The sequence below is a fragment of the Marinobacter sp. V032 genome (assembly GCF_052645435.1).
In genome coordinates this window covers 31,830-58,486 of the sequence record NZ_JBQXYE010000003.1, presented here as the reverse complement: position 1 = coordinate 58,486, position 26,657 = coordinate 31,830, and the positions used below count along the sequence as shown (strand labels likewise).

Annotated in this window: 26 protein-coding genes; 10 read left to right on the top strand and 16 right to left on the bottom strand. The window is 56.3% G+C overall.

Going from position 1 to position 26,657, the window contains the following annotated elements; genetic code table 11:
- Nucleotides 1-3: 3 nt before the first annotated feature.
- On the bottom strand, nt 4-1,050 hold the full coding sequence (locus tag ACUN9X_RS14115) for an AI-2E family transporter (protein WP_260034243.1): 1,047 nt from the start codon (nt 1,048-1,050) through the stop codon (nt 4-6).
- A gap of 165 nt (nt 1,051-1,215) precedes the next feature.
- Here ACUN9X_RS14115 and ACUN9X_RS14110 point away from each other — a divergent pair, with 165 nt between their 5' ends.
- From ACUN9X_RS14110 to ACUN9X_RS14095, 4 genes are all read left to right on the top strand, one after another.
- Nucleotides 1,216-1,557 carry a hypothetical protein gene (locus ACUN9X_RS14110; protein WP_260034242.1) on the top strand — a complete coding sequence of 114 codons (342 nt, stop codon included), beginning with the start codon at nt 1,216-1,218 and terminating at the stop codon, nt 1,555-1,557.
- A 23-nt stretch (nt 1,558-1,580) separates the two neighbouring features.
- Nucleotides 1,581-2,714, top strand: coding sequence for an amidohydrolase (locus ACUN9X_RS14105; RefSeq protein WP_445473502.1), 1,134 nt, complete (start codon nt 1,581-1,583; stop codon nt 2,712-2,714).
- A gap of 226 nt (nt 2,715-2,940) precedes the next feature.
- Complete coding sequence (locus ACUN9X_RS14100) at nt 2,941-3,189, top strand: hypothetical protein (RefSeq protein ID WP_260034240.1); 249 nt, start codon at nt 2,941-2,943, stop codon at nt 3,187-3,189.
- Nucleotides 3,190-3,326: 137 nt separating this feature from the next.
- Nucleotides 3,327-4,268 (top strand): haloalkane dehalogenase, encoded by a 942-nt coding sequence (locus ACUN9X_RS14095; protein WP_260034239.1) that lies wholly within the window; start codon nt 3,327-3,329, stop codon nt 4,266-4,268.
- On the opposite strand, the gene ACUN9X_RS14090 is transcribed toward ACUN9X_RS14095, so the two are convergent.
- Complete coding sequence (locus ACUN9X_RS14090) at nt 4,265-5,050, bottom strand: acyl-CoA thioesterase (protein ID WP_445473501.1); 786 nt, start codon at nt 5,048-5,050, stop codon at nt 4,265-4,267. The two genes, ACUN9X_RS14095 and ACUN9X_RS14090, sit on opposite strands and share 4 nt — an antisense overlap.
- A gap of 289 nt (nt 5,051-5,339) precedes the next feature.
- On the opposite strand from ACUN9X_RS14090, the gene ACUN9X_RS14085 reads away from it, so the two are divergent.
- A complete protein-coding gene (locus ACUN9X_RS14085) occupies nt 5,340-6,857 on the top strand; it encodes a DEAD/DEAH box helicase (RefSeq protein WP_260034236.1) in 1,518 nt (505 codons plus the stop codon).
- On the opposite strand, the gene ACUN9X_RS14080 is transcribed toward ACUN9X_RS14085, so the two are convergent.
- From ACUN9X_RS14080 to ACUN9X_RS14065, 4 genes are all read right to left on the bottom strand, one after another.
- Entirely contained in the window at nt 6,858-7,373 is a 516-nt protein-coding gene (locus ACUN9X_RS14080) for a dihydrofolate reductase (RefSeq protein WP_260034235.1), read from the bottom strand.
- Between the two features lie 66 nt (nt 7,374-7,439).
- Complete coding sequence (locus ACUN9X_RS14075; RefSeq protein ID WP_260034233.1) at nt 7,440-8,279, bottom strand: thymidylate synthase; 840 nt, start codon at nt 8,277-8,279, stop codon at nt 7,440-7,442.
- On the bottom strand, nt 8,276-9,064 hold the full coding sequence (gene lgt, locus ACUN9X_RS14070) for a prolipoprotein diacylglyceryl transferase (protein WP_260034232.1): 789 nt from the start codon (nt 9,062-9,064) through the stop codon (nt 8,276-8,278). The genes ACUN9X_RS14075 and lgt overlap by 4 nt, the downstream gene beginning before the upstream one ends.
- Before the next feature lie 48 nt (nt 9,065-9,112).
- A complete protein-coding gene (locus ACUN9X_RS14065; RefSeq protein WP_260034970.1) occupies nt 9,113-9,895 on the bottom strand; it encodes a sulfite exporter TauE/SafE family protein in 783 nt (260 codons plus the stop codon).
- A 127-nt stretch (nt 9,896-10,022) separates the two neighbouring features.
- Between ACUN9X_RS14065 and ACUN9X_RS14060 the strand changes: the two genes are divergently transcribed.
- Nucleotides 10,023-10,808, top strand: coding sequence for an NRDE family protein (locus ACUN9X_RS14060; RefSeq protein WP_445473500.1), 786 nt, complete (start codon nt 10,023-10,025; stop codon nt 10,806-10,808).
- Here the strand turns inward: ACUN9X_RS14060 and ACUN9X_RS14055 are convergent.
- Entirely contained in the window at nt 10,790-11,359 is a 570-nt protein-coding gene (locus ACUN9X_RS14055) for a PilZ domain-containing protein (RefSeq protein WP_260034230.1), read from the bottom strand. The genes ACUN9X_RS14060 and ACUN9X_RS14055 overlap by 19 nt on opposite strands.
- A 212-nt stretch (nt 11,360-11,571) precedes the next feature.
- Between ACUN9X_RS14055 and ACUN9X_RS14050 the strand changes: the two genes are divergently transcribed.
- The 3 genes from ACUN9X_RS14050 (at nt 11,572) to dxs (ending at nt 14,780) form a co-directional block, all read left to right on the top strand.
- A complete protein-coding gene (locus ACUN9X_RS14050; RefSeq protein WP_260034229.1) occupies nt 11,572-11,823 on the top strand; it encodes an exodeoxyribonuclease VII small subunit in 252 nt (83 codons plus the stop codon).
- Nucleotides 11,823-12,722 carry a polyprenyl synthetase family protein gene (locus ACUN9X_RS14045; RefSeq protein ID WP_260034227.1) on the top strand — a complete coding sequence of 300 codons (900 nt, stop codon included), beginning with the start codon at nt 11,823-11,825 and terminating at the stop codon, nt 12,720-12,722. Before ACUN9X_RS14050 ends, ACUN9X_RS14045 begins: the two co-directional genes overlap by 1 nt.
- 123 nt (nt 12,723-12,845) lie before the next feature.
- On the top strand, nt 12,846-14,780 hold the full coding sequence (gene dxs / locus ACUN9X_RS14040; protein WP_445473499.1) for a 1-deoxy-D-xylulose-5-phosphate synthase: 1,935 nt from the start codon (nt 12,846-12,848) through the stop codon (nt 14,778-14,780).
- A gap of 70 nt (nt 14,781-14,850) precedes the next feature.
- On the opposite strand, the gene ribA is transcribed toward dxs, so the two are convergent.
- The 7 genes from ribA to ACUN9X_RS14005 form a co-directional block, all read right to left on the bottom strand.
- A complete protein-coding gene (ribA, locus tag ACUN9X_RS14035; protein WP_260034224.1) occupies nt 14,851-15,459 on the bottom strand; it encodes a GTP cyclohydrolase II in 609 nt (202 codons plus the stop codon).
- Between the two features lie 163 nt (nt 15,460-15,622).
- Nucleotides 15,623-16,615, bottom strand: coding sequence for a GTP 3',8-cyclase MoaA (gene moaA / locus ACUN9X_RS14030; RefSeq protein WP_260034222.1), 993 nt, complete (start codon nt 16,613-16,615; stop codon nt 15,623-15,625).
- A complete protein-coding gene (gene moaC, locus ACUN9X_RS14025) occupies nt 16,612-17,097 on the bottom strand; it encodes a cyclic pyranopterin monophosphate synthase MoaC (protein WP_445473498.1) in 486 nt (161 codons plus the stop codon). Before moaC ends, moaA begins: the two co-directional genes overlap by 4 nt.
- A gap of 93 nt (nt 17,098-17,190) precedes the next feature.
- Nucleotides 17,191-18,135 (bottom strand): Nudix family hydrolase, encoded by a 945-nt coding sequence (locus ACUN9X_RS14020; RefSeq protein ID WP_445473497.1) that lies wholly within the window; start codon nt 18,133-18,135, stop codon nt 17,191-17,193.
- Nucleotides 18,135-19,352: a bifunctional glutamate N-acetyltransferase/amino-acid acetyltransferase ArgJ gene (argJ, locus tag ACUN9X_RS14015; RefSeq protein ID WP_445473496.1), complete on the bottom strand. Its 1,218-nt coding sequence runs from the start codon at nt 19,350-19,352 to the stop codon at nt 18,135-18,137. The genes ACUN9X_RS14020 and argJ overlap by 1 nt, the downstream gene beginning before the upstream one ends.
- A 134-nt stretch (nt 19,353-19,486) precedes the next feature.
- Entirely contained in the window at nt 19,487-22,240 is a 2,754-nt protein-coding gene (gene secA, locus ACUN9X_RS14010; RefSeq protein ID WP_445473495.1) for a preprotein translocase subunit SecA, read from the bottom strand.
- 304 nt (nt 22,241-22,544) lie between these two features.
- Nucleotides 22,545-23,483, bottom strand: coding sequence for a M23 family metallopeptidase (locus tag ACUN9X_RS14005; protein ID WP_260034216.1), 939 nt, complete (start codon nt 23,481-23,483; stop codon nt 22,545-22,547).
- A 395-nt stretch (nt 23,484-23,878) separates the two neighbouring features.
- Here ACUN9X_RS14005 and ACUN9X_RS14000 point away from each other — a divergent pair, with 395 nt between their 5' ends.
- Complete coding sequence (locus ACUN9X_RS14000) at nt 23,879-24,325, top strand: DciA family protein (protein WP_445473494.1); 447 nt, start codon at nt 23,879-23,881, stop codon at nt 24,323-24,325.
- A gap of 11 nt (nt 24,326-24,336) precedes the next feature.
- Here the strand turns inward: ACUN9X_RS14000 and lpxC are convergent, their stop codons facing one another.
- Together lpxC and ftsZ are read right to left on the bottom strand one after the other, a co-directional pair.
- Nucleotides 24,337-25,254 carry a UDP-3-O-acyl-N-acetylglucosamine deacetylase gene (gene lpxC / locus ACUN9X_RS13995; protein WP_260034214.1) on the bottom strand — a complete coding sequence of 306 codons (918 nt, stop codon included), beginning with the start codon at nt 25,252-25,254 and terminating at the stop codon, nt 24,337-24,339.
- Nucleotides 25,255-25,425: 171 nt separating this feature from the next.
- Nucleotides 25,426-26,583 (bottom strand): cell division protein FtsZ, encoded by a 1,158-nt coding sequence (ftsZ, locus tag ACUN9X_RS13990; RefSeq protein WP_260034213.1) that lies wholly within the window; start codon nt 26,581-26,583, stop codon nt 25,426-25,428.
- Nucleotides 26,584-26,657: the final 74 nt, after the last annotated feature.

Genomic DNA, 26,657 nt, shown 5'->3' with positions numbered 1-26,657 from the left:
GATTCACTGCGGCGAATTGAACTCCCGGATAAAGATGCCCCAGAATGCCACGAACAGTGCGGCAACCAACGGCCCCATAACAAAGCCGTTAATGCCAAACATCGCAATCCCCCCAAGGGTCGATAGCAGCACCATGTAGTCCGGCAATTTGGTATCACGCCCCACCAGAATAGGCCTCAGCAAATTGTCCGCCAGACCGATAACCAGCATTCCAAAAGCCGTCAGAATAATTGCAGAGGCATAATCGCCGATTGCGGCCAGGTAAATAGCTGCCGGCACCCATACCAGTGCCGCACCCACAGCTGGAATCAGAGACGCCAGCGCCATGACCACACCCCACAGCAGCGCCCCGGAAATGCCCAAAGCCCAGAAGATGAAGCCGCCCAGCGCGCCCTGTATCACGGCAACCAGCAAATTCCCTTTGACCGTCGCCCGGGTGACCTCGGCAAATTTGGCAAACAACAGGCGCTCCCGCTCATCCCCAAGAGGCAAGGCACGAATCAACATATCCACCAGCTTGGTGCCATCCCGGAGCAGGAAAAACGCCAGGTAAAACATCAGCGACAGGGACAGCAGGAACTGGAATGTATTCTGCCCGAATCCCAGTGCCTGCTTCGCCAACAGCTTGCTCCCCCCCACAAAAGTGGCGACCACCCCCTCTCGCAGACGATCAATGTCGATGTTGAACCGATCCAGAAATGACTGAACCGCGGGGAAGGACTGGCTGATCTGGTCAATATAGGCGCCAGGCTGAATTTCGCCGGCCTGGATTTTCTGAAACAACCCCACGCCTTCGGCCACAAGCGAAGAGACCAGCACGATGACCGGAATAACCACAATAATCAGACAGATAAGCAGCGTGAGGACCGACGTCAGTGTCAATCGTCCCGGCATTTTTCGCAGCATCCACTGTTGCACCGGATTAAAGATCAACGCAATCGCCACCGCCCAGAAAATCGGCCCTACAAAGGGTTTCATCAAAAACAGAAATGCCAGCGAAACCACAAGCAGCATCGCGAGAAAAGATCGTCTTTCAAGTGTTTCGTACATACTCGGAGATTCCGGGCCTTATAAGTGGGGAGGTCAATACGGATGGTAAACTGTCATTGAGTCAATAGTTACAATAGCATAGGCGGGTGCCATGGAAAGCAACTCCCGCAAGGGTCTATAGTAGATGTTTTACTGAATGCGATTTCCAACACGGGTCAAAGATCATTGAATAGCATTGAGTTTACTGTCGACACCGCAATAGAAGCGGCGGAAGCCCTTCAGCGGACACTGGCAAGCCGCACTCATCGAAAAAAAGTGATGGGGCGCGAAGTGACATTGCCGGGACAGCTGGGTGAAGCACTCAGGTTGCCGGCCATTCTGGCCAAGCTCAAAAGCAAACAGGCCCGACGGCGGGAAGACGGCCTGGAGGACTTCCAGAGCCTCTGGCCGACACTGTCTCCCGCCACCCTTGAGAAAGTGCTGGACGAAATGGACTGGTATGACCCCCGGCAACTGGACTGGGATGACAAACGCTCCAACAAGCGCCCTCCTCTTCCCGACGCCTGACACCTCCCGGATGCAGACTTGAGATGCCCAACCTGAACTCTCTTCAATCGTTTCGTCAAACCCTTCATCGCCACCCGGATTTATCTGGGCACGAGGAGGCCACTGCAGCGCGTATTCGGGAAAAGCTCGCCGAATATCAACCCGACCAGATCGTCGACAACATTGGCGGCGCAGGTTTGCTAGCCGTCTATGACAGCCAAAAACCCGGCCCGACAACACTGATCCGCTGCGAACTTGACGCCCTGCCTATTCACGAGCGCAGCGCGCAACCCTATTGCTCGGCGCATCACGGACGCGCCCACGCCTGCGGTCACGACGGTCACATGACTATTGTAATGGCGGTTGCACAGACACTGAGCCGCAGTCGCCCAGCCAGTGGGCGCGTCATATTGCTATTCCAGCCTGCAGAGGAAGATGGACAAGGCGCGCGCAGGGTTTTCGCAGATCCGGCTTTTACCCCCTTCAGGCCTGACTATGCCTTCGCGCTGCACAATGTTCCCGGTTTGCCGCTCGGTGAGGTGTTCACCCGCCCCGGCCCTTTCAATTGCGCTTCACGCGGGCTGATTATTCACCTCGAGGGCAAAACCTCACACGCAGCCCATCCGGAAGAAGGCGTCAGCCCGACGGGCGCCCTTGCAAGACTAATGGAGCAGTTACCGCAGTTGCCGGGCCACTTCAACGAAGCAACGTGGGTCACCCTGGTTCACGCAAAGCTCGGCGAAAAAGCATTCGGCACTGCGCCCGGTGACGCCGTATTGATGGCAACTCTGCGCACCGAAACCAATGATGCCATGACGCTTCTGGCTGATCAGGCCTGCGCCATGGCAACCGCTGAAGCAAAAGCCGCCGGGCTGTCAGTGCGTTTCGAATGGGAGGATGATTTCCTGGCTAGCGTCAATACAGTGCAGGGCTACCAGCACATTGTGACGGCCTGCGAAGAGGCCCGCGTACCTTGCCATACCATGGACGAAGGCTTTCGATGGTCGGAAGATTTCGGGGTGTTTACCCTTAACGGAGAAGGCGCCATGTTCGGACTGGGCGCAGGTATTGAGCATCCTCAGTTGCATAATCCCGATTACGACTTTCCTGACGAGCTGATTCCCGTTGGCCAGTCGGTATTCCTCAATGCAATCCGACGACTAAACGGTATGGGATAACCCGCAACTTCTGACCAACCCCTAACGCCTCTCACCTGACCCGACAATGCCGGCACGCTCGCTGGCATTGCCTATTCTTCATCCAAGATGACTTGGAATTGCAACACACAACCCTTACGTTAGTTAGATGACTGACTTAAATTTGTCAGCTTTCGCACGTACGTGGTTTGGCGAGGCCCAGCGCCATGTAACATTTTTATATCCATTTAACATTTCAGGAGCCTTTATGCATAAACATGAACACTACACTGCGCAACTGGCGGCAGGCAGTGTGATACCCACATTCCTGTGTGGTCACTGCAATTCAACGCTATCCAAAGGTCGTATCTTTGCCAACGATGGCGAAAATCGCCACGACCTGGCGTGCCATACCATTGGCCTGTGTTCGGCTGACGACTGCGGTGCCGTAAACTGCTGTGACGACGCCATGGGAGCACTCAATAGCGAACAACAATATCGCAAGGCAGCCGGCTGACCCGGCCGCCCATTCCCTGACATTTCATACACAAAACTAAACCTTTCCCTGCTCTAATCTGCGTTATTCTCTCTTCAGATCGCCACCGTGCTCACACCCTGGTAAGCACTTGTTTTCATCTGAGGATTCTGGACTGAATGCGTATACTCCGGACCGAGGAACAGCGCTTTGCGCAGTTGCCCGATTATCCCTTTACGCCGCATTACCTCGATGTTGCCCCTGGCCTGCAGATGCACTACGTCGATGAAGGCCCACTCAACGCTGACCCCGTGCTAATGCTGCATGGCGAACCTTCATGGTCTTACCTGTATCGGCACATGATCCCCGTGGTTGCCGAGAGTGGCTTGAGAGTAATCGCACCCGATCTGATAGGCTTCGGCAAATCTGACAAGCCTGCGGACATTGAAGACTACAGCTACCAATCCCACATGGACTGGCTGCTGGCGCTGATTGACGAACTGGCGCTAACCAATATCACACTGGTCTGTCAGAACTGGGGATCACTGCTGGGGTTGCGGCTTGCGGCAGAAAACCCGGACCGGTTCAGCCGGATTATTGTGGCCAATGGCATGCTGCCAACAGGCGACGAGAAAATACCGGCCGCATTCAAAGCCTGGAAAGGCTTCTCTATCTACAGCCCGTGGTTCCCGGTAGGACGTATCGTGCAGATGGGTACGGCCCGGCATCTTAGCAATGCCGAGCGCCGCGCCTATGACGCGCCGTTTCCGTCCAGCGAATACAAGGCTGGAGCCCGGTCTTTCCCTAAACTGGTACCTGTCTCTCCCGACGACCCTGCAAGCGCTGCAAACCGCGCAGCCTGGCAAATTCTGTCGCAATGGAAAAAGCCGTTTATTACCTGCTTCAGTGCGGGCGACCCCATAACCCGGGGCGGCGATCGCTATATGCAACGGCGTATTCCCGGCGCATTGGGCCAGCCCCACATTACGTTGCGAGGCGGGCACTTTCTGCAGGAAGACTCGCCCCAAAGTTTTGCCAAAATCGTAATCGAAGCCTGCAAGCGGGACCAGCCCAGAGATCTGAGCCAGCCTCCAGAAACGGCTGCAGAAAACGAGCTCTAACCAAAGACCGTCACTGCCTGGCGGCTAATGGCAACCAGCTCGCCGGACTTGTTCCAGATCGTGGCGCCCGTATGGCCATAACCAGCGCCCGCCTGATCGATAAAGGCACGGTAGAGCAAAGCGTCGTCGGCGGCCATTTCCGGGCGGGGGTGGACCATTTCAAGCGACCAGCTCATCGAACTGGCGGGCGCCTTTGACTTGAGGTGTTGAAGCACGGCCGGCGGCCAGGCGTCAGCCAATGCGATAACATGGGCGTCGGACATGGCCAGAGACGGCTCGCGGAAGCACATCCAGCCGCCCATCTCCCGTGATTTCTTGCCTGAGAATGGCAAGCTGCCAAAAGCCCATCGCATGTCGATATGCTGGGTAAATTCCGGCGTGACACCCTGGATATAGGGCAATCCCTTGCACTGATCAAAGGCGGGCGCATCCGGTGCCGGATCAGCGTCGACCACGACTTCAGAGGGCCGATCTCCACCAAAACTGGCCAATGCTGCCAGTTTGACCTCACCACCCTGAACAAGGTGGCCCTGCACCTGGCTTGCCGCCTTCCCCTCACGCAACAAGGTAACAATGAACTCGACTGGCACATCCACCTCTACGGGGCCAACAAACGCAACCTGCAACGCGCGTAGCGGCCTGCCGGGCTGGATAACGGCTTTCATTCGCTGATAGGTAAGGGCCGCTACAAGCCCTCCAAAGGTGGCGCGTCCCTGCCCCCAACTGGCAGGAATAGTAAGCTCATCGCGTTCAACACCAGCAAGCAGTTCATCAAAATTCATATCTAATCGTCCGTATCACGACAGTGGGAAGTTCATAAGCCTGCCCCAGAGCACGCCAACAGGCAACTAAATAACAAGCTATCTAATCAACCCGGAATCGACGAAGCCCTTCTGCCCCATACGTTGTCGGGTATTGATCCGCTCCACTCTGGTACATTTACTTATCACCGGGCAAGCCGTGCTCATATCTAAAGCCGAGCTAAACGTCTATAATGTCAGGTTCATACGCTCCCCCGCGTACATCACGGTATTTTGGGAGCGGCTCACCTCCCGAATTCCGAGTTTCCAGATGCAGACACAAACTTTCACCGACCTCGGCCTCCATCCGGCGGTCCTTGAAGCAGTAACGGCCGTAGGGTATGAAATCCCTTCACCAATCCAGGCGCAGTCCATCCCTATTCTTCTGGGTGGCCACAACCTGTTGGGTATGGCTCAGACAGGCACCGGCAAGACTGCCGCATTTGCCCTGCCGTTGCTGAGCAATATTGATCCCGAGCTTTTTGCTCCGCAGATTCTTGTACTCGCCCCTACCCGCGAGCTGGCCATTCAGGTCGCCGAGGCTTTCAGTACTTACGCCAGCAAATTCAAAAACCTGCAGGTTCTTCCGATCTATGGCGGCCAGGATTTCCGGCCCCAGCTCAAGTCACTGCAGCGCGGCGCCCAGGTTATCGTGGGCACGCCGGGTCGTATGCTCGATCACTTGAGACGCGGCACCCTGAAACTGGACAACCTGAAGTCCGTCGTGCTGGACGAAGCCGATGAAATGCTGCGCATGGGCTTTATCGATGACATCGAAGCGATTCTTGCGGCGACCCCGAAAGAATGCCAGCGCGCACTTTTCTCTGCCACCATGCCACCCCAGATCCGCAAGGTCGCGCAGAAGTACCTGTCCAACGCGCAGGAAGTGAAAATTGAGAGCCAGACCCGCACGGTATCCCGTATTTCGCAATTTGCGCTGCCGGTATTTGCCGAGCGCAAGCTGGACGCGCTGACCCGTATTCTTGAAGTAGAGCCGGTTGACGCTGCGATTATCTTCGTGCGCACCAAGGCCGAAACCACGCTGCTGGCCGACAAGCTTTCAGCCCGTGGTCATGCGGTTGCGCCACTGAACGGCGACATCAATCAGCGCCAGCGTGAACAGACTGTTGAAGACCTGCGCCGTGGCCGTCGCGACATCCTGATTGCAACCGATGTGGCCGCTCGTGGCCTGGACGTACCGCGAATCACTCACGTCATCAACTACGACGTACCCTACGACACAGAGGCCTATATTCACCGTATCGGCCGTACCGGTCGTGCGGGCCGTGAAGGCAAGGCCATCCTGCTGGTGACACCACGTGAGCGTAGCTGGCTGAGAACGCTTGAGCGTGCGACCAACTCGCCGATGTCTGACTATCAGCTGCCGTCGCCCAAAGATCTTCAGCGTATGCGTGAAGAACAGTTTGAAGCTCAAATTCTTGGTTTTACAGAAGCGGCAAAACTGGGCAAGGCGATGGAAATGCTGGACGGCATTGCTGAGCGCAATAATATTGATATGGCAATGTTGGCTGGCGCGATGGCCTGCTATCTCGAATCGGCCCAGCCAGGCTCTCTGCCACTGGAAGCACCAGCCGATCTGCCAATTCCTTCACCGTCCGCCGGACGACCAGGCGGTGGTAACAAGCGGCCCTATAAAGGCGGCGACCGTCGTGGCGGCAAGCCCGGCTTCAAGCCAGGCAACAAAAAAGGCGGACCCCGCTCGTCAGGCCCTGGCGGCAAAGGTGGCGCCCCCAAGCCACGGAGCAAGGCACCTCGTTCACAGGGCTGATCAGCGCCGCTGGTAGACGATGAAGCTGTAATCGTACGGATTGTTCTCGGACGCGGAAAAATCTTCCCGTCCGAGTTCCTCCCACTCGTCCCAGTTCACCTCGGGAAACCACGCATCCCCTTCAACTTCGGCGTGAACACGCGTCACATACATCCTGTCGATATCCGGTAACACGTCAGCGTATATCTGCCCGCCACCGATCACCATGATTTCGTCACCGCCCTCCAGCTCAGCCTGTGCTTCTGCACGACGGTAGGCATCAGCCAGAGTATGATCCACAACCACGCCTGACGGCGCCTCCCAGGCGGCATCACGGGTGACCACAACGTTCATGCGCCCCGGCAACGGCCGGCCAATTGACTCATACGTCTTGCGCCCCATGATAATCGGCTTGCCCATTGTTGCCTGCTTGAAATAGCGCAGATCCCCCGGCAGATACCAGGGCAGTGCATTATTTCGACCGATAACATGGTTTTGTGACATGGCCACAATCAATGCCTTACGCGCCTTGCTCATATCTTTTCAATACCTTGCTCAAAGCCGGCCCACCCACTGCTGGCGAAACCCGCGTGTATTCAGGATTCAGACAGCAATCGGCGCCTTGATGCCCGGCTGCGGCTCGTAGCCCTCAAAAACAAAATCTTCCAGCTCATATTCAAACAGGCTGTCAGGTTTGCGCTGGATTTTCAGTCGGGGCAAGGCGACAGGCTCGCGCTTGAGTTGCTCAAACACAATGTCGTCAGTCAGGTGATTCTGATACAGGTGGCAGTCGCCAAAGGTATGAACAAACTCCCCTACGTCCAGATCGCATTGCTGCGCGATCATGTGAGTCAGCAAGCTGTAGGATGCAATATTGAACGGCACCCCAAGAAACAGATCGGCACTGCGCTGATAAAGCTGGCACGACAGCCTCCCGTTCGCCACATAGAACTGGAACAGGCAGTGGCAGGGAGCCAGCGCCATGCGGCCCTCTTCAACGTTCTCCTGGGGGCCGATCGATTCATCCGGCAGTTCAGCCGGGTTCCACGCGGACACGATAAGGCGCCGGGAATTGGGTTTGGTTTTAATCTGGCGCACCACATCAGAAATCTGGTCGATTACATCGCCGTTCGGGCATTGCCAACTGCGCCATTGCTTGCCATAAATCGGCCCCAGATCACCTTCCTCTGTGGCCCACTCGTTCCAGATACTGACCTTGCGCTCGCGCAGCCAGTTGTTATCCGTTGAACCGTTCAGGAACCACAGCAATTCATAGATGATGCTGCGCAAATGAACCTTCTTCGTGGTTAGTAACGGAAAGCCTTCCGACAGGTCAAAGCGCATCTGGCGCCCAAAAACCGAGCGGGTACCGACTCCTGTGCGGTCGCCCTTGTCGATGCCGTTATCAACGACATCGCGCATAAGATCCAGGTAGGCCTTCATGCTGACTTTCTCCTGTATGCAATAACCATCAAAACGACACCGGCAAGCAGCATAGGCAGCGATAACACCTGCCCCATGGTGACCCAATCAAAAGCCAGGTACCCCAATTGGGCATCCGGTTGCCGGTAAAACTCTGCCACGATTCTGAAGAAGGCGTAAAGCACCAGGAATAACCCGGAGACTGCCATACGCGGGCGTTGTTTGTTCGAGAACCACCAAAGGGCGATAAACAGCAGCACGCCTTCCATTGCAAACTGGTACAGCTGGGAAGGGTGACGCGCCAGCATATCCGGCGCTGTCGGAAACACCATGCCCCAGGACACGTCAGTCGGCCGCCCCCAGAGCTCGCCGTTGATAAAGTTGCCAATCCGGCCGGCGCCCAGGCCTACCGGCACCAGCGGGGCCACAAAATCGGCAATAGCAAAGAAACCGCAGTTCACCTTCCGGCCAAACCACCACATCGCCAGCATGACGCCAATCAATCCGCCATGGAACGACATACCGCCTTCCCAGACCCGGAACAACCAGAGCGGGTCCATGAGGAAAGTCTCAAAATTATAGAAGATGACATACCCGAAGCGGCCGCCCAAAACCACGCCCAATGCAATGTAGAACAGCAGGTCGCCCATTTGCTCTTCATTGATCGGAGACCAGGGTTTACGGGTGCGCAACCGGCCAAGCCACCATCCAACAACAAACCCCACCAGATAGGTCAGGCCATACCAATGGATCTTCACGGGCCCCAACGAAATGGCAATCGGGTCTATATCGGGATGACGTAACATGCAAAAGCTCTCTTAAGCGAAACAGGAAAAAAGAAAAGACCGACGCCATCAGATCAGAAAGCGTATACCCACAATAATCAGCAGAATCGCAAAAATCCGTTTCAGCATCAGGGCGTCCAGCTTGTGCGCCAACACAGCGCCAACCCGCGCGAAGATCACGCTGGTCAGAACAATCCCCAGCATCGCAGGCAAATAAACATACCCCAGGCTGTATTCAGGCAACCCCGTGTTGCCCCAGCCTGTGCCGATATTCGCCAGCGCACCAGCCAATGCTATCGGCAAACCGCAGGCAGCTGAGGTGCCTACCGCCTGCTGCATTTTAACGTTGCACCAGCTCAAAAACGGCACGGTGAGTGTACCGCCACCAATGCCGAAGATGGCCGATGCCCAGCCAATACCGCCACCCGCAACGACCAACCCCGACTTACCCGGAACCTGACGACTGGCGGACGGTTTGACGTCGAGCAACATTTTGATTGCTACCAGAATCACAAAGACGCCAATAATAACGGTCAGCATTTCACCAGGAATCAGCGCAGCAGTATAAGCGCCCAGCACTGCACCGACGACAATACCGACCATCATCGGGCGAAACAGTTCCCAGCGGACAGAACCGTGCAGATGATGGGAGCGAATCGAACTCACCGACGTAAAGACGATCGTGGCCAGGGAGGTGCCAATCGCCAGATGGGCAGCCACATCCGCGCTCACACCCTGCAAACTGAAGCTGAAAATCAGTACCGGCACAATCACCAGGCCTCCGCCGATACCAAACAGGCCAGCCAGCACGCCGGCGACTGCTCCCAGCGCGAGATAAATTGCGAACAACACCATCAAACTCATACAGGCACCGACCTCAGGTGAATAATGCCCTACCGGCAATGGCAATAGGCAAAATTAAGGCTCGTATGATACACAGGGGCTTACCAAGGTTCACTCCAAGAACCTGCCACCGAACATGGAATCTACTATGTGCCTGATTCTGTTTGCCATTAATCAACATCCGGAGCTTCCACTGGTGGTCGCAGCCAACCGCGATGAATACTATCAACGGCCGACTGACCCGATGCACTGGTGGTCCGAGCAGGAAGTTCTGGCCGGCCGGGACCGGGAGTCAGGGGGCACCTGGCTTGCGATTAGCCCGCAAGGCGAAGTGGCTGCCGTCACCAACTTCAGGGATGGGCGACCAGAGAAAGCCGCCATTTCCAGAGGGCAGTTACCGCTATGGGCACTGGACCAATCGACGACTGAACTCGGCGATGCATTGCAGCAGTCCCGGGGCAAACTGGCCGGCTTCAACCTGATCTGTGTGGATAGCAAAAGTGGTTGGTATTTCAGCAACCGTGACCCGCACCCGGGGCGCAATTTGCATCGGGGCGCTTATGGCCTGAGCAACCACCTGCTGCAAAGCCCCTGGCCAAAGCTGGTGACCCTGCGCAAGCGACTGACTGAACGGCTGCAGCAGGTTGCACAACCTTCGCTCCATGAGCAGCTCATCGCCGACATGCAGGATACAGCACCAGCCCCTGACCAGTATCTGCCGGATACCGGCGTTGGACTTGAGACTGAACGCTTCCTGTCATCGCCCTTCATCAAGAGTGAGCACTACGGCACTCGAGCGACCACAATCATCACCGTAGCGGCGACGGGAGACATCCGGGTCACCGAGCAAAGCTGGGAACAATGGGGCGCACCCGGCAAGCGGCAAACCTTTCAATGGCAACGTCAGCCGTTTTCGGACTGAGCACTCTGGTCCCGGCGCCGAAGCTGACGGCTCTGCAAACGCATGATGTGCCCTGTCAGCAGTTCACGGTCATTATCGGTGAGCCGCTCGAAATCCAATCGCAGCCGGTAGCCATCATTTTGCGGCTCCGCAGCAACAACCCGGGCAAGTGCCCTGATGGTTCTGCTTTCAGGATAAAACAACACATCCAGCAACAGGCTATCCCCCAATTCAACGGGCTCATCTGTACTGAAGGCAAGACCGCCGGCGCTGAGATTGATATCCCGGGTCACCAGCGTCGCCTGACGGTTTACAGACGACGCCGTCTGCGACTCCAACACCAGCGCCAATTTCCGGTTGAACAACTCGGCCACTCGCCCGCCTTCCGGTGACTGTGCCGCCAGCGCGGATATTGCCTGCATCAGCGCCGCATCCACTTCTTCTATACGGGTATCCAGTGAAAGCTTTGCGATTTCGGCGGAAACCGCATTGTTGTCCCTGAGCCTCATGAAGCGCAGCGCAACCCGATCATCTACCCGATAAAACCGCCTGCGTTCGTCACCTTTCCACATAACCTGGTCCACTCCGATCAATCTGATGCAGGCTTGAGTACTCACGATAAAACAGCAGCGCCCACAGCGTTTGGCAACACCCTCTGTAGCATAAACTTTCATGGCCAGCGGGGGAACGAATGAAATCGCCAATTCGCGCCTTGCACTCACGCCCAACCGCGGTCGGGTCTGATATACTCCGGCGAAACAGATCCCGGCGGAGAAAACCTGTTATGAGCGACAAAACAGGCGTCACCATTGCTGACTTCGAAAAGTCACTCAATGAATTGGAAACACTGGTGCGCGAACTGGAACAGGGCGATTTGCCACTGGAAAAATCCCTGACGGCGTTTGAGCGCGGCGTGCGACTGACACGCGAATGCCAGCAAGCGCTCAAGCAAGCAGAACAGCGTGTCGAGCAACTCGTTAAATCCGATGACGACACGCTCACCACCCAACCTTTCGAAATGGATGATGAGGGCTAATGAATGCTCCCTCGCACGATCTGCTTCCGTACGTCACTGAATGGCGCGAGCAGGTCGAAGCCACACTTGATGACTGGTTAACACTCGGGCACTCGCCAGCAGGACGCCTGGAAGATGCCATGCGTTACGCCGTGCTTGGTGGTGGCAAACGCATTCGACCGGTTCTGGCGATGGCCTCTGCTGCTGCCATTTCGCAATCGCCGGCCAGCGCCATTATTCCGGGTTGCGCGGTCGAGCTGATTCACGCCTATTCGCTGATTCACGACGATTTGCCGGCAATGGACGACGACGCCCTGCGCCGCGGCAAGCCGACGACTCACCTTGCGTATGATGAAGCCACCGCCATTCTGGCCGGTGATGCGTTACAGGCGCTGGCATTCGAGATACTGGCCCAACGCGGTTCGTTCGCGCCCGTCACGCGCATCGCCATGATCCAACTGCTGGCCAAAGCAAGCGGCGAGTCCGGCATGGTAGGCGGTCAGGCAATTGATCTGGGATCGGTCGGCCAAAAACTGTCGCTGAGCGAGCTGGAGCACATGCACCGATGCAAAACCGGCGCACTGATCGAGGCCAGCATCACACTCGGCGCCATGTCGACAGAAGCCGCCAGCGACCAGCAGATTGCAGCCTTGCAGCAATATGGACAGGCACTCGGGCTGGCCTTCCAGGTTCAGGACGACCTGCTGGATATTGAAGGCAGTACCGGCACTATCGGCAAACCGCAAGGGTCCGATGTCGCCCGGGACAAGCCCACCTATCCGGCCTGCATGGGCATTGAAGGCGCCAGAGACTATCTGCAGACACTCCAGGACCAGGCCATTGAAGCGCTCGCGGCGTTTGGTGACAGCGCCGATGCCCTGAGACAAATCGCCAACTTTGTGGTGACGCGAACCCACTGAATCAATCCCCGGAACATGTCCCGAATGAAATGTGAAACCGGGGCGGATCATCCCGTATAATGTGGAGCTTCAGGTATTCTTCAGGGGCTCCCTGACCCATTGTGAACCAAAAGACCAGAGCGGATGCAGGACACGACTATTTTTCAGGAGATTCCATCACGCCAGCCCAATACGCCGTTGCTCGACCGGATCACCCATCCGGAGCAACTGCGAATCCTGGCCGAAGACCAGTTGCCCCAACTGGCCCGCGAACTCCGCGCGTATCTGCTCTGGACAGTGGGCCAGTCTGGCGGCCATTTCGGCGCCGGCCTCGGCGTACTGGAGCTTACAGTTGCCTTGCACTACGTCTTTAACACGCCGGAAGACCGCCTGGTATGGGACGTGGGTCATCAGGCCTATCCTCATAAAATCCTGACCGGTCGGCGCGAGCGCATGACATCGATCCGCAAGAAGGATGGCCTGGCAGGCTTTCCCAAACGCGGAGAGAGTGAATTCGACACCTTCGGTGTGGGGCATTCCAGTACCTCCATCAGTGCCGCCCTCGGCATGGCAATCGCAGCCAGAATGCAACGTACCGGCCGCAAGAGCATCGCCGTGATCGGTGACGGCGCCATGACCGCCGGCATGGCTTTCGAGGCACTCAACCATGCAGGCCACCTTCATGCCGATATGTTAGTGGTCCTGAATGACAACGACATGTCGATCTCACAAAACGTAGGCGGCTTGTCGAACTATTTCGCCAAGCTTCTGGCAAGCCCGACCTACAATCAGGTCCGTGACGGCAGCAAAAAGGTCCTTCAGGGCAAGCCTAATCTGATGGCGCTGGCCAAAAAGACCGAGGAGCATTTCAAGGGTCTGATATCGGGCGGCACACTGTTCGAGGAATTGGGATTCAACTATATCGGCCCCATCGACGGGCACGACCTGCCGCTGCTGGTTGAAACCCTGCAGAACATCCGCGAACTGGAAGGACCGCAGTTCCTTCATATCGTGACCAAGAAGGGCAAGGGTTTTGCTCCGGCAGAAGCCGACCCTATCGGTTATCACGCAATCAACAAGATTGAGCCAGCGCCGCCGGTCAAGCCTGCAACGACGCCACCTGCTGTGAAGAAATACAAGTACGCCAACGTATTTGGCAAATGGCTGTGCGATACAGCAGAGCAAGACGAGCGCGTAGTCGGCATAACACCCGCGATGTGTGAGGGATCAGACCTTGTCGAGTTCAGCTCGCGCTTTCCTGAACGCTACTTCGACGTTGCGATTGCCGAGCAGCATGCCGTCACCTTGGCGGCAGGTCTGGCCTGCGATGGCGCAAAGCCGGTTGTTGCGATCTATTCGACCTTTTTGCAACGCGGTTACGATCAGCTGATACATGATGTCGCGATCCAGAATCTGGACGTGCTGTTTGCCATCGATCGGGCCGGCCTTGTGGGTGAAGACGGCCCTACACACGCCGGCGCGTTCGATCTGAGCTACCTGCGCTGCATACCCAATATGGTGGTGATGGCGCCGTCCGATGAAAACGAAACGCGCCAACTGTTGCAGACGGGACTGGCATTCGACGGCCCCGCTGCTGTGCGCTATCCCCGCGGCACTGGCCCCGGCACGCCAATGGAAGAAACGCTGACCCCAATGCCCATTGGCAAAGGGCGATTGGTACGGGAAGGCCATCGGATCGCCATACTGAACTTCGGCAGCCTGCTTGACGCCACAAAGACTGCAGCTGAAACACTGGATGCCACGGTGGCAGATATGCGCTTCGTGAAACCGCTGGATACCGCATTGATTCAGTCACTGGCAGAGAGCCATGACCTGCTGGTCACGCTTGAAGAAAACGCCATTGCCGGTGGTGCGGGAAGCGGTGTATCTGAATACCTGAACGAAGAAGGCATTCAGGTGGCAATGCTCCATCTCGGTTTGCCCGATCGGTTTATCGATCACGGCAAACATCAGGAACTACTCGAAGTCTGTGGGCTGCATCCGGAAGGTATTCTGGAGAGCATCAAGAAACGCTGGGATAAACTGACAAGTCAACAGGCGCTGCGGGCGGTCAAGTAAAGGCAAACCGGTGGGCTGACAGGGTCAGCCCTGCGCGGGCATTAACGAAAACTTACAGCCATCAGGCTGATCAGACATCATCGTCCTGATGGGTTTCAAGCCAGTGACCAAGCTTACTCTGCTTGGTATCAAGATAGCCCGTGTTGTGGGGGTTGCGCCCCACATGCAGCGGCACCCGTTCGACAATTTCGATACCCAGCCCGGTCAACGCGCTCACCTTGCGCGGATTGTTTGTCATCAGCTTCAGGCGACGAATACCCAGATGGCTCAACATATCCTGACACATGCTGTAGTCACGCAGATCTGCGGCAAACCCCAGCTGCTCGTTCGCTTCAACAGTATCAGCACCCTGATCCTGCAGGTTATAAGCACGGATTTTGTTGAGTAGACCAATACCACGACCTTCCTGGCGCAGATACATCAGGATGCCACGACCTTCCCGCGCAATACTGCGCAAGGCCTCTTCGAGCTGATAACCGCAATCACAGCGCATGCTGTAAAGCGCATCCCCGGTCAGACACTCGGAATGGGTGCGGGCCAGCATCGGTTCATCGCCTTCCAGCGAACCCAATGTCAGGGCGACATGCTCCTTTCCGGTATCAGTTTCCTCGAAACCGTGCATATCGAAGACTCCGAACGGCGTCGGCAGTCGGCAGCTCTGGACGTAGCGAACAGCCACGGCGTTACCTCAGTCGGATTAACAGGCGGCGTATTTTATCAGAATGGTGGGTCCGGGCGTACCCTGACAGGATGACAAGGGCTGTTTTTTTAGGTGACTCGCCCCTCCCGGATAAGCACTCAGGGTTTGAGAGATCTTCAAGAGCCCCGCTCAGAGAGAGACACTAGCCCCCGGTCGCGTTCATAAACCGCAAAACCTGGGGCTCGCTGTCGTGGGAGAAGTAGTGACGTTCGGGTTTCAAGGTCATGGCTTCATGCAGGGCCCGCTTCACCGCCGCATCATCCCCCGGGGATCGACGTACAACCTGCTTCAGATCCATGGAGTGTTCGTTGCCCAGACATAGCAACAAACGCCCTTCTGTTGTCAGACGGACGCGGTTACAGTCGCCGCAAAAATTGTGACTGTGCGGGGATATGAAACCAATCCGGCTCGTGTAGCCGGGAATCTTCCAGTATCGGGAAGGCCCGCCGGTATCATCCGCAATCGCATCCAGCGTATAGACTGCGCTCAGCATATCGCGGATCTCTTCACTGGATACAAACGATTCCTTGCGGTTGTGCTCCGTAATAACACCAAGGGGCATTTCTTCAATAAAACTGAGATCCAACCCGTGATTCAGCGCGAACGCTGTCAGGTCCACCACTTCATCGGCATTGCGTCCGTTGAGAATGACCGCATTCAGCTTGGTACGCTCAAACCCGGCCTCACGCGCCGCATCTATGCCGGCCAGGACGCGATGGAGGTCACCGGTGCGGGTCAGCTCGCGAAACTTTTGCGGATCAAGACTATCCAGGCTGATATTGAGTCGGTCAACGCCTGCCGCTTTCAGTGGGCCCGCAAGCTCCCGGAGCCTGCTGCCATTGGTCGTCATACACAGCTCTTTTAACCCTGGGAGCTGTTTCAGTCGCTTCGCAAGCTCAACCACGCCGGGTTTTATCAGCGGCTCACCGCCAGTCAGGCGAATTTTGGTTACCCCGCAACTGACCATGTTGCGGGCAATGACTTCGATTTCTTCGAGGGAGAGGATTTCTGATTTCGGCAGGAAGGTCATGTCTTCAGACATGCAATAGACACAACGGAAATCACAGCGATCGGTAACTGAAATCCGCACATAGCTTACCTGGCGACCAAAATTATCGACCAGCATTTCGCTCACTCCTGATTTCGCTCCCAATGCCCGGAGCGCCCGCCCCTCTTCTCAAGCAAGCGCACACTATCTATCTCCATGCCCCTATCCACTGCTTTGCACATATCGTACAGCGTCAGGGCTGCAATGCTGGCTGCTGTCAGTGCCTCCATCTCGACTCCCGTCTGGCCCGTGAGACGACACATCACCACAATATGGACGCCACTGCGAGTGTCCCTTACCGGCACCAGCTCCACCTTGACGGATGTCAGATTGAGCGCGTGGCACAGCGGGATCAATTCATGGGTCTTCTTTGCCGCCATGATGCCGGCAACTCGTGCCACTGCCAGCACATCGCCCTTGGGATGCTCACCATCGACAATCATCGCCACTGTTGCAGGCTGCATGTGGATAAAGGCTTCCGCACGGGCTTCGCGGCTGGTAACCGCCTTTTCCGTTACATCCACCATACGGGCGGCGCCCTGTTCATCGAGATGGGTCAATTGATTCACATCCATGCTCCTTTGTTCTGTAACAGATGAGCCTGCTGAAAAGGCGGATACCATGACAGGCAAAACAAGCCCCTGCCGGCGAGCAGAACTCCGCTACCACCAGTAGCTGATCCCCGCCACACCTTGCGCACCTGCTTCCAGCGCGCGGTTCAAGTCGTCCATGCCCAGGCCTCCCAGGGCGTAGACCGGCAGGTTTGCGGTAGCGACAAGCGCTGAGAATTCACCCCAGCCGATAGGATCCACATCGGGATGACTGGTCGTTTTGGCCACCGGCCCCAAAAACGCATAATCCGCACCCAACGCAGCAGCCTGCTGCAGCTCGACATCACTATGACAGGATACGCCTAACAGCGCCGATGACGCGAACGGCCGAGCCGTCATGTCGCGGGCAAGCGCCGACGGAACATGAACACCTGCGGCGGGCACGGCCTCAATCAGATCCGGATGGCCATGCAGCATCATTCGCACGCCCGCAGTATCACAATACGCCTGCAACCGGGCCGCTGCCGCAATGTACTCCGACTGCTGTAACCAGGGTGCCCGCAGCAAAAACCAATCGGGGCGCGATACTTCAAGGCGCGCGCGCACGGCCTCGTATAACTCGCCCCCAGACAGCCCCCGGCCGGCAGATATCGGCAAGGTCCTGGGTAATTGCACCGCCTGAATAATGGGCCGATTTGCTTTCGGAAAGTCTGTCGGATTCAACGCCGCCGTCGGGAGCCAGTCAACATACTGACCTTCGCGCCCTACAGGATTTCCGGCAAAGTCATCGGTCTCCCAAACGTCCAGAAACACACGCTTGTCACCGTAGTCGTGCCGGATGCCGATAACCGGGCGCAGAGACATCGGACAGACGTCGATGCCAACTTCTTCGTGCAGTTCGCGCACAAGCGCATCCTGCACGCGCTCGCCAGGCTCCACTTTGCCCCCCGGAAACTCCAGCAACCCGCCCTGATGCACGTGATCGGGTCTGCGCGCGATCAAAACCGTATCGCCGCGCCGCACAACACCGACTGCGACATGCACTTCCTTCATCATCAGGTCCGGTATTCGGCGTTGATCGTCACGTAGTCATGGGACAGATCACAGGTCCATACGGTCTCAGTTACCGGGCCACGCCCGAGACTGATGCGAATCGTGATTTCCGTTTCAGCCATCACCTGCTTGCCAAGGGCTTCAGTGTAGCCGTCTGCACGCCCTCCTTGACGCACCAGCGGCACTTCACCCAGATCAATTTCTATAGCCTCGAGCGCCAGATCAGGCACGCCTGCACGCCCCACAGCTGCCAGTATCCGCCCCCAATTGGGGTCTGACGCAAACAGTGCCGTCTTGACCAGTGGTGAGTGCGCGATGGTATAAGCCACATCCAGCGCCTCTTGCTGGCTGTCTGCTTGCTCGACACGAATGGTAATGAACTTGGTCGCCCCTTCCCCGTCCCTGACAATGGCGTGAGCCAGCGTCATAAACACGTCGCGCAATGCCTCGCGCAGTGCGGGCAGGTGAGGACTGTCAGCCGTAATCGCAGGAGCCTGGCTTTGTCCGGTCGCGATCAGCATGCAGCAATCGTTGGTGGACGTATCACCGTCAATTGTTATGCGATTAAATGACGCCTCTCCCAGCTCCGACACCAATGACCGCAATACCGATCCATCAATATTGGCGTCTGTTGCGATAAAGCCGAGCATCGTCGCCATATTCGGCCGAATCATTCCCGCGCCCTTACTGATACCAGAGATCGTCACAGTCTTGCCATCAAGCTCGATCTGACGACTCTCCCCCTTGGGGAGGGTATCCGTTGTCATGATGCCCTGAGCCGCCTCTGTCCATCCGTTATCGCTGAGGTTAGCCAATGCCTCGGGCAAGCCGGCGCGAATGCGATCCACCGGAAGGGGCTCACCGATAACACCAGTAGAAAACGGCAGGACCGACTGAGCAGATTCACCGGTCAGCTCAGCTAATGCCTTGCAGCAAGCCTGCGCGTCGGTCATGCCTCTAGCGCCATTGCCTGCGTTGGCATTGCCGGTATTTATCAGCAGATATCGCGGCGCAGCGGCTGCAAGATGACGGCGAGTCACCAGCACCGGCGCGGCGCAAAACTGGTTACGGGTAAAAACACCTGCAACCTGTGCTCCCTCGGCGAGAGCCAGTACCACCAGATCCCGACGGCCAGGCTTTTTGATGCCAGCTTTGGCGACGCCGATCTGCAACCCGGCAACAGGGTAAAAATCAGGAAGGGGACCAAGTCCAACTGCCATTGCTATCTCCTAATGCAAAACGTCCGCTATTCCGGGCGGCCCCGGGGGCCACGTCGAAACAGCGGACGTTGCTGTGTCTGTATCAAATACTGTTTGGATGACTCATCACAAGAGCCCGTTCAGCCTTGAACTGATCAGCTGACCTGACCATGGCACTGCTTGTATTTTTTGCCTGAGCCACACGGACATGGCTCATTACGCCCAACTTTGCGCTCGCCCCGAACAAAGGTTTCGGGAGTAGCCGGCGCTTGTTGCTGATCGCGCCCACCCGCACCGGAAGGTCCGGACTGCTCGCCATCAGCGGCACTGGCATCCTCATGACGCAGTTTGGCGTCGGACATCTGGCGCTCCAGCTCCTCGCGGCGGCGACGCTCCACTTCAGCCATTTCGTCCTGGCTTTGCACCCGGACGTGGCAAAGGATCCTGACGACATCGCGCTTCATTGCATCGAGCATGCTTTCAAACAGGGTGAACGCTTCGCGCTTATATTCCTGCTTCGGGTTTTTCTGGGCATAACCACGCAGGTGAATACCCCGGCGCAGGTTGTCCATGTTGGCGAGATGTTCTTTCCAAAGCGTATCCAGCACCTGAAGCAATACCTGCTTCTCGAAATTACGCATCGATTCGGCACCAACAACCGCTTCTTTTTCCTGGTAGGACGCCACAACCTCCGCAAGAATGCGCTCACGCAGGCTGTCCTCGAAGAGTTTTTCGTCCTCATCCAGCCATTGCTGGATCGGCAGATCAATCGCCATCTCAGACTGAAGCTGTGCTTCCAGCCCGGCCACATCCCACTGCTCCGGCATGCTCTGCGGCGGAATATACTCGCTGAATGTTGCGTCGACGACGTCCGAACGCACCGCCGCTACCAATTCAGATACATCTTCGGACGACATGATCTCGTTGCGCTGTTCATAGATTACGCTGCGCTGATCGTTAGCGACATCGTCATACTCAAGCAGCTGCTTACGCATGTCGAAGTTACGCCCTTCAACCTTGCGCTGGGATTTCTCGATCGCGTTGGTGACCATCCGGTGTTCAATGGCCTCCCCCTTCTTCATGCCCATCGCTTGCATGATGTTCTTCACGCGGTCAGGGGCAAAAATCCGCATCAGGTTGTCTTCCAGTGACAGGAAGAAACGAGAAGAACCGGGATCACCCTGACGACCGGCACGACCACGTAGCTGATTATCGATACGACGCGATTCATGCCGCTCGGTACCAATAATGTGCAGACCACCGTTGTCCAGCACCTTGTTGTGCGTTTCGGTCCAGGTCGCCTTGATACGGGCAACATCTTCATCACTCGGATTTTCAAGAGCAGCGACTTCGGTTTCCCAGTTGCCGCCAAGCACGATGTCAGTACCACGACCGGCCATGTTGGTAGCGATGGTAACCGCACCGGGGCGGCCCGCCTGGGCAATAACGTGCGCTTCACGCTCGTGTTGTTTGGCGTTCAAGACTTCGTGATCGATCTTGGCCTTGCGCAGTAGCATGGACAGCAGTTCAGACGCTTCAATCGAGCCGGTACCCACCAGAATGGGGCGACCTTCGTTAGTCACATCCTTGATTTCATCAATGATGGCCTGGTACTTCTCTTCCTGCGTAAGGTAGATCAGGTCGTTGGAATCAATACGCTGAATCGGCTTGTTGGGCGGAATTACCACCACATCCAGACCGTAAATCTGACGGAACTCGAAAGCTTCGGTGTCGGCCGTACCGGTCATGCCCGACAGTTTGCTGTAAAGACGGAAATAGTTCTGGAAGGTGGTCGATGCCAGCGTCTGACTTTCAGCCTGGATGGTCACCCCTTCTTTGGCTTCAATAGCCTGATGCAGCCCCTCACTCCAACGACGCCCCTGCATCGTCCGGCCGGTGTGCTCATCAACGATCACGACCTGACCACCCTGAACGATGTAGTCGATATCTTTCTGGAACAGATGGTGAGCTCTCAGCGCAGAATGCACGTGGTGGAGCAGGCCCAGGTTGGTGGCGGAATACAGGCTGTCGCCTTCCTTGAGCAACTCCTTTTCGATTAGCAGCTTCTCAACTTTTTCGTGGCCTGCCTCGGTCAATTCAACCTGGCGGGCCTTTTCGTCAATTGTGAAGTCGCCGGTCGGCTCACCTTCTTCGCTTGCCTCACCCTGTTCGAGGCTGGGCACGAGCAGGTTTACTTCACGGTACATGCGGGAGCTGTCTTCAGCCGCACCGGAAATAATCAGCGGCGTTCTTGCCTCATCGATCAGGATTGAATCCACTTCGTCCACGATGGCGAAATTCAACCCACGCTGGACCTTGTCCGACGTGCTGAACGCCATATTGTCGCGCAGGTAATCAAAACCGAATTCATTATTGGTGCCGTAGGTGATGTCGGCGGCATAGGCTTCGCGCTTGGCCTGGGCATCCTGACCTGATGCGATAACGCCAACCTGCAGACCGAGGAACCGGTAAAGCTGGCCCATCCATGCCGCATCCCGGGATGCGAGATAATCGTTGACGGTTACAAGGTGGACGCCGTCCCCGCTGAGCGCATTGAGATACACCGGAGCAGTCGCCACGAGGGTTTTACCCTCGCCGGTTTTCATCTCGGCGATATGCCCTTCGTGCAAGGTGATGCCACCGATAAGCTGCACGTCAAAGTGACGCATTCCAAGCACGCGTTTACTGGCTTCTCGCACAGTAGCGAAGGCTTCAGGCAGCAGCTTGTCCAGGCTTTCGCCCTCGTCAAGGCGACGGCGAAACTCTGCCGTTTTGCCTTGCAGCTCCGAATCCGACAGCGCAGAAAGCGCCTCTTCATACTCATTGATATGGGATACGACCTTTCGCATCCGCTTTATTTCGCGAGCATTCTTACTGCCGAATATCTTCGTTGCGAGCTTCGTGAACATAGACCACTGCTTCTTTGGTTATCGAAATACGTCTTGTGACCGGGCATGGTCACAGGCGCTTGAAAACTCAGAGCCACCCGATATCCGACTGACTGTGCCGTGCGGCAAGTCGCTCCGGAGATGCAAGATGAAGTACGGGGTACCATCCGGGAAAAATTGACCGAGACGGCATTCTAACCTTATTTCTTTTCGAGGCGAAAGGCGTCTGCCCAGTCGGGCTGAGCTGGATCACATTCCAGTGACCCTCTGGATACGAAAAAGCCACCTTGGGAGTCAACTCAAGATGGCTTTTTTGCGCATTGTTTCAGCGACTGGCTCGCTGAATATAATCCTCGGGATTCTGTGTTTTGCCGTCCCTGCGCACTTCAAAGTGTACATGAGGCCCGGTGGACCGGCCTGTACTCCCCATCAATGCAACAACCTGCCCCTTCTGGACGACATCACCGACAGAAACCTTTACCTTCTTACAGTGACCATAGCGTGTGATCAGACCATCACCATGGTCGATCTCAACCAGATTACCGTATCCGTGGCGATCGCCGGCGAAAGTCACCACGCCGGCCGCCACTGCGATAATATCGCTTCCGTTCTTGCCAGCCAGATCGACCCCGGCGTGCCAGGTCCGCTTCCCGGTGAACGGATCTGAGCGATAACCGTAACGTGATGACAGCCAGCCCCAGGTAATAGGCCGCCCCGCGACAAAACGTTCGTCTTCAAGTCGTTCCCGGGACATCAGCTGATCCAGCAGACGCAACTGTTTCTCGCGATCACTGATCCGGGCCCCCAACTGATCAATCATGGAAGACAACTGTGGCGTTGTATACGACTCCCCCAGCGACTCCTGCTCCGGGCCGCCAACGGCAGCAACTTCGTCAAAATTAAACTCACCATTGTCCAGGCGGGCCGTTTCAACCAGCCGCTGCCCAAGGGCGTCGAGACGTAACAAGCGCCCCTGCATCTGGCCCAACCTCAGCGTCAGGGCATCAACCTGCTGGGTTGTTTTCAGGCGGACCTCATTGAGATGCTTCTCCTGGTCGTCGAGGCGTTCCTGCCAGCCCTTGACCATGGTCCGGGAAGCGCCAAACGCTGCCGGCTCAGGCGTCATTGTGCCAAGCCGATACCCCGTCCAAACCGCTGCCAGCAGCACACAGCCGCCGAGCGTCAGCAGACAAAGGATCAGCGGAAGGTTCAATCGCAAAGAGCGGGACCGTCCGTGTTTTTTGGCAACAAATATAATGTTCATAATGTACTATTCGCTTACCGGAAAGTGGCCTCTCGGATCCAATCCGAAAACCACTGTATTCACGACTGACCTGCCGGGCATCCTTCGCCAGATTGCGGCATGAAGCGATTGCGTCAAGCCAAAATGACGCCTCATACTTCAATCCGACAACTCAATCATGGGCAGAAACGGGTTCACGGGCCATCGCGCATCACAAGGCGCTACTGGACAGCCCTTTGACCAGAGAGTAAAACAACTGTCATACCGGCGGTATCCACAAAACGTGCCAAATAGTAACCAATCGTAACGGGTCCCGTCGAGTTTAAAGGCATATCGACCTGTTCCGGCAGCACACCCGCCGGCATTGGAACCTTGATCCTGATTCACAAGCTCTACACTAACGCGCCGAATACCCAATGAAACGAAAAACCCATCTGACATTCGAGCCCACCGACGCGCGTCATCCCCCAGGGCTCCGAAGGCTGCTCGCCGATGCCGAAGTTCACAGGCAGGCGGAAACTCGTGTGCTTGCCGCCATACCGGCTTCACTTGCGGACAAATGCCGGTTCCTCAGTTTTCGGGATGGCGATCTTACGTTATCGGCGGAGTCCAGCGTCATCGCCAGTCAGGTAAGGATGCGTCAGCATGAGATCCTGACAGAGCTCAGAAAATCTGCCGATTTCCAGTTTGCCTGGCGCCTGCGGGTGAAAGTAAGCCCGCCACGCACAACGCCCGCAAGCGCCGCGAAAAAAGAGTTGCTCAGTAAGCAGAATGCCCGGCTCCTCGAAGAGGAAGCCGGGCACACGAAGGACGAAGGGTTACGCGAAGTTCTCGAAAAACTATCGCGCCACATCAAAGATTGAAGGTGTTAACTTCAACCCTGTGTGGCAAGTGCGGGCTTTAGATAAGAGATAGGCGCAGTGGCTTCATCCTCGAAGGTCACAACTTCCCATGCATCTTCTTCTGCCCGAAGCTTACGAAGCAGCTTATTGTTCAGGTCGTGGCCTGATTTGATTCCGCGGAACTCACCAATAAGGCTGTTTCCAAGCAGGTACAGGTCGCCAATCGCATCCAATACCTTGTGCTTGACGAACTCGTCTTCGTAACGGAGGCCATCCTCGTTCAGGATCTTGTAATCATCGACAACAATCGCATTGTCAACGCTACCGCCCAGCGCCAGGTTCATTGAACGCAGTTTTTCGATATCACGCATGAAACCGAAAGTACGGGCGCGACTGACTTCCTTCACAAATGATGTGCTGGAGAAATCAACCGTTGCCTGTTGGGCACGTCCTTTGAATACCGGATGGTCAAAGTCGATACCGAAACTGACTTTGAAACCCTCGAACGGCACGAATGTCGCTTTCTTGTCGTCTTCCTCAATGCTGACTTCACGCTTGATGCGAATAAAACGCTTGGCTGCATCCTGCTCGGCAATGCCCGCCGATTGCAGAAGAAAAACGAAAGGTCCGGCACTGCCATCCATGATCGGCACTTCGGCGGCACTCAGTTCGACAAAACAGTTGTCGATACCCAAGCCGGCCATCGCTGACAGCAAGTGCTCAACCGTTGCGACTCTTACATCACCCTTGACCAGGGTTGTAGAAAGCATGGTTTCGCCGACGTTCTCAGCGCACGCCTTAATCTCGACCATCGGATCCAGGTCCGTTCGTCGAAACACTATCCCTGTTTCAACCGGCGCAGGCTTGAGCGTCAGATAGACTTTCTCACCCGAGTGCAAACCGACCCCGGTCGCACGGATGGTGTTTTTAAGCGTACGTTGTCTAATCATCGTACTTAATCCGTCACAAAAGTTAGATATTATTCGGGCCAAAAACTGCACGAAGCTTAACAGATAGTAAACCTGAACACCATTTAACCAATTCGTAATTCCCGAAGTGGCACGGCATTCGCGTCGCTAAATTTCGACTATTCTATCCCGAATCCGTATTGAGACAGCCTATCAGTCTGCCTGGCGACGAAGGAATGCGGGAATATCGAGATAATCCACGCTCTGCTCGTCACCTTCACGCGCCTGGTCAATCGCTACATTGCCGTTGGCTACAGCACGACGGCGCAGCACCGCAGGACGATCCAGCTGACGGTAATCCGTCTTGCCATCCAGTGTCCGGGTGTTATCAACCACCTTGGTCGGCTTTTCGCGCTCGCCACCCAAACCGGTTGCTACAACGGTCACCTTCAGCTCGTCCGTCATTTCAGGATCAATGACAGTACCCACAACCACTGTTGCTGAGTCAGACGCGAATTCGCGAACGATATCGCCCACTTCCGAGAACTCACCCAGATTGAGGTCCATGCCCGCAGTGATGTTAACCAGAATGCCTTTGGCACCCTGCAGGTTGATATCTTCCAGAAGCGGACTGCGTACAGCGGCTTCAGCGGCTTCACGTGCACGGTTCTCACCGGTTGCACGGGCCGTACCCATCATGGCCATGCCCATTTCAGACATAACGGTCTTAACGTCCGCAAAGTCGACGTTGATCATACCGTTGCGGGTAATCAGATCGGCGATGCCCTGTACCGCGCCAAGCAGCACGTCGTTCGCTGCTGCAAATGCGTCCAGCAGGCTCGTCTTTTTACCCATTACTGACAGCAGTTTTTCGTTCGGGATCGTGATCAACGAGTCCACGCTGTCTTCCAGATCCTTGAGACCTGACTCGGCAACGGTCATCCGCTTGCCGCCTTCGAAGTTAAACGGCTTGGTTACTACCGCAACTGTCAGAATACCCATTTCACGGGCAACTTCGGCGACGATAGGCGCTGCGCCGGTGCCTGTACCACCGCCCATGCCGGCTGTAATAAAGACCATATCGGCTCCCTGCAGGGCTTCAGCGATCCGGTCGCGATCTTCCATCGCTGACTGACGACCCACTTCAGGGTTCGCGCCGGCACCCAGTCCTTTGGTGATATTGCCACCCAGCTGGATAACCTGCTTGGCGCCCATATCCATCAGCGCCTGTGCGTCTGTGTTGGCGCAGATGAAATCCACACCTTCGATGTCACTGGACAGCATGTGGCGCACAGCGTTTCCGCCGCCACCGCCAACACCAATGACCTTAATAACTGCGTTCTGTTGGATGTTATCTACCAGTTCGAACATTTCCCCTACTCCTTCGTTTATATTTCCGGCCTTTGATGACCGATATTTTTTCGAGATACCTTCGTTTCACTCAC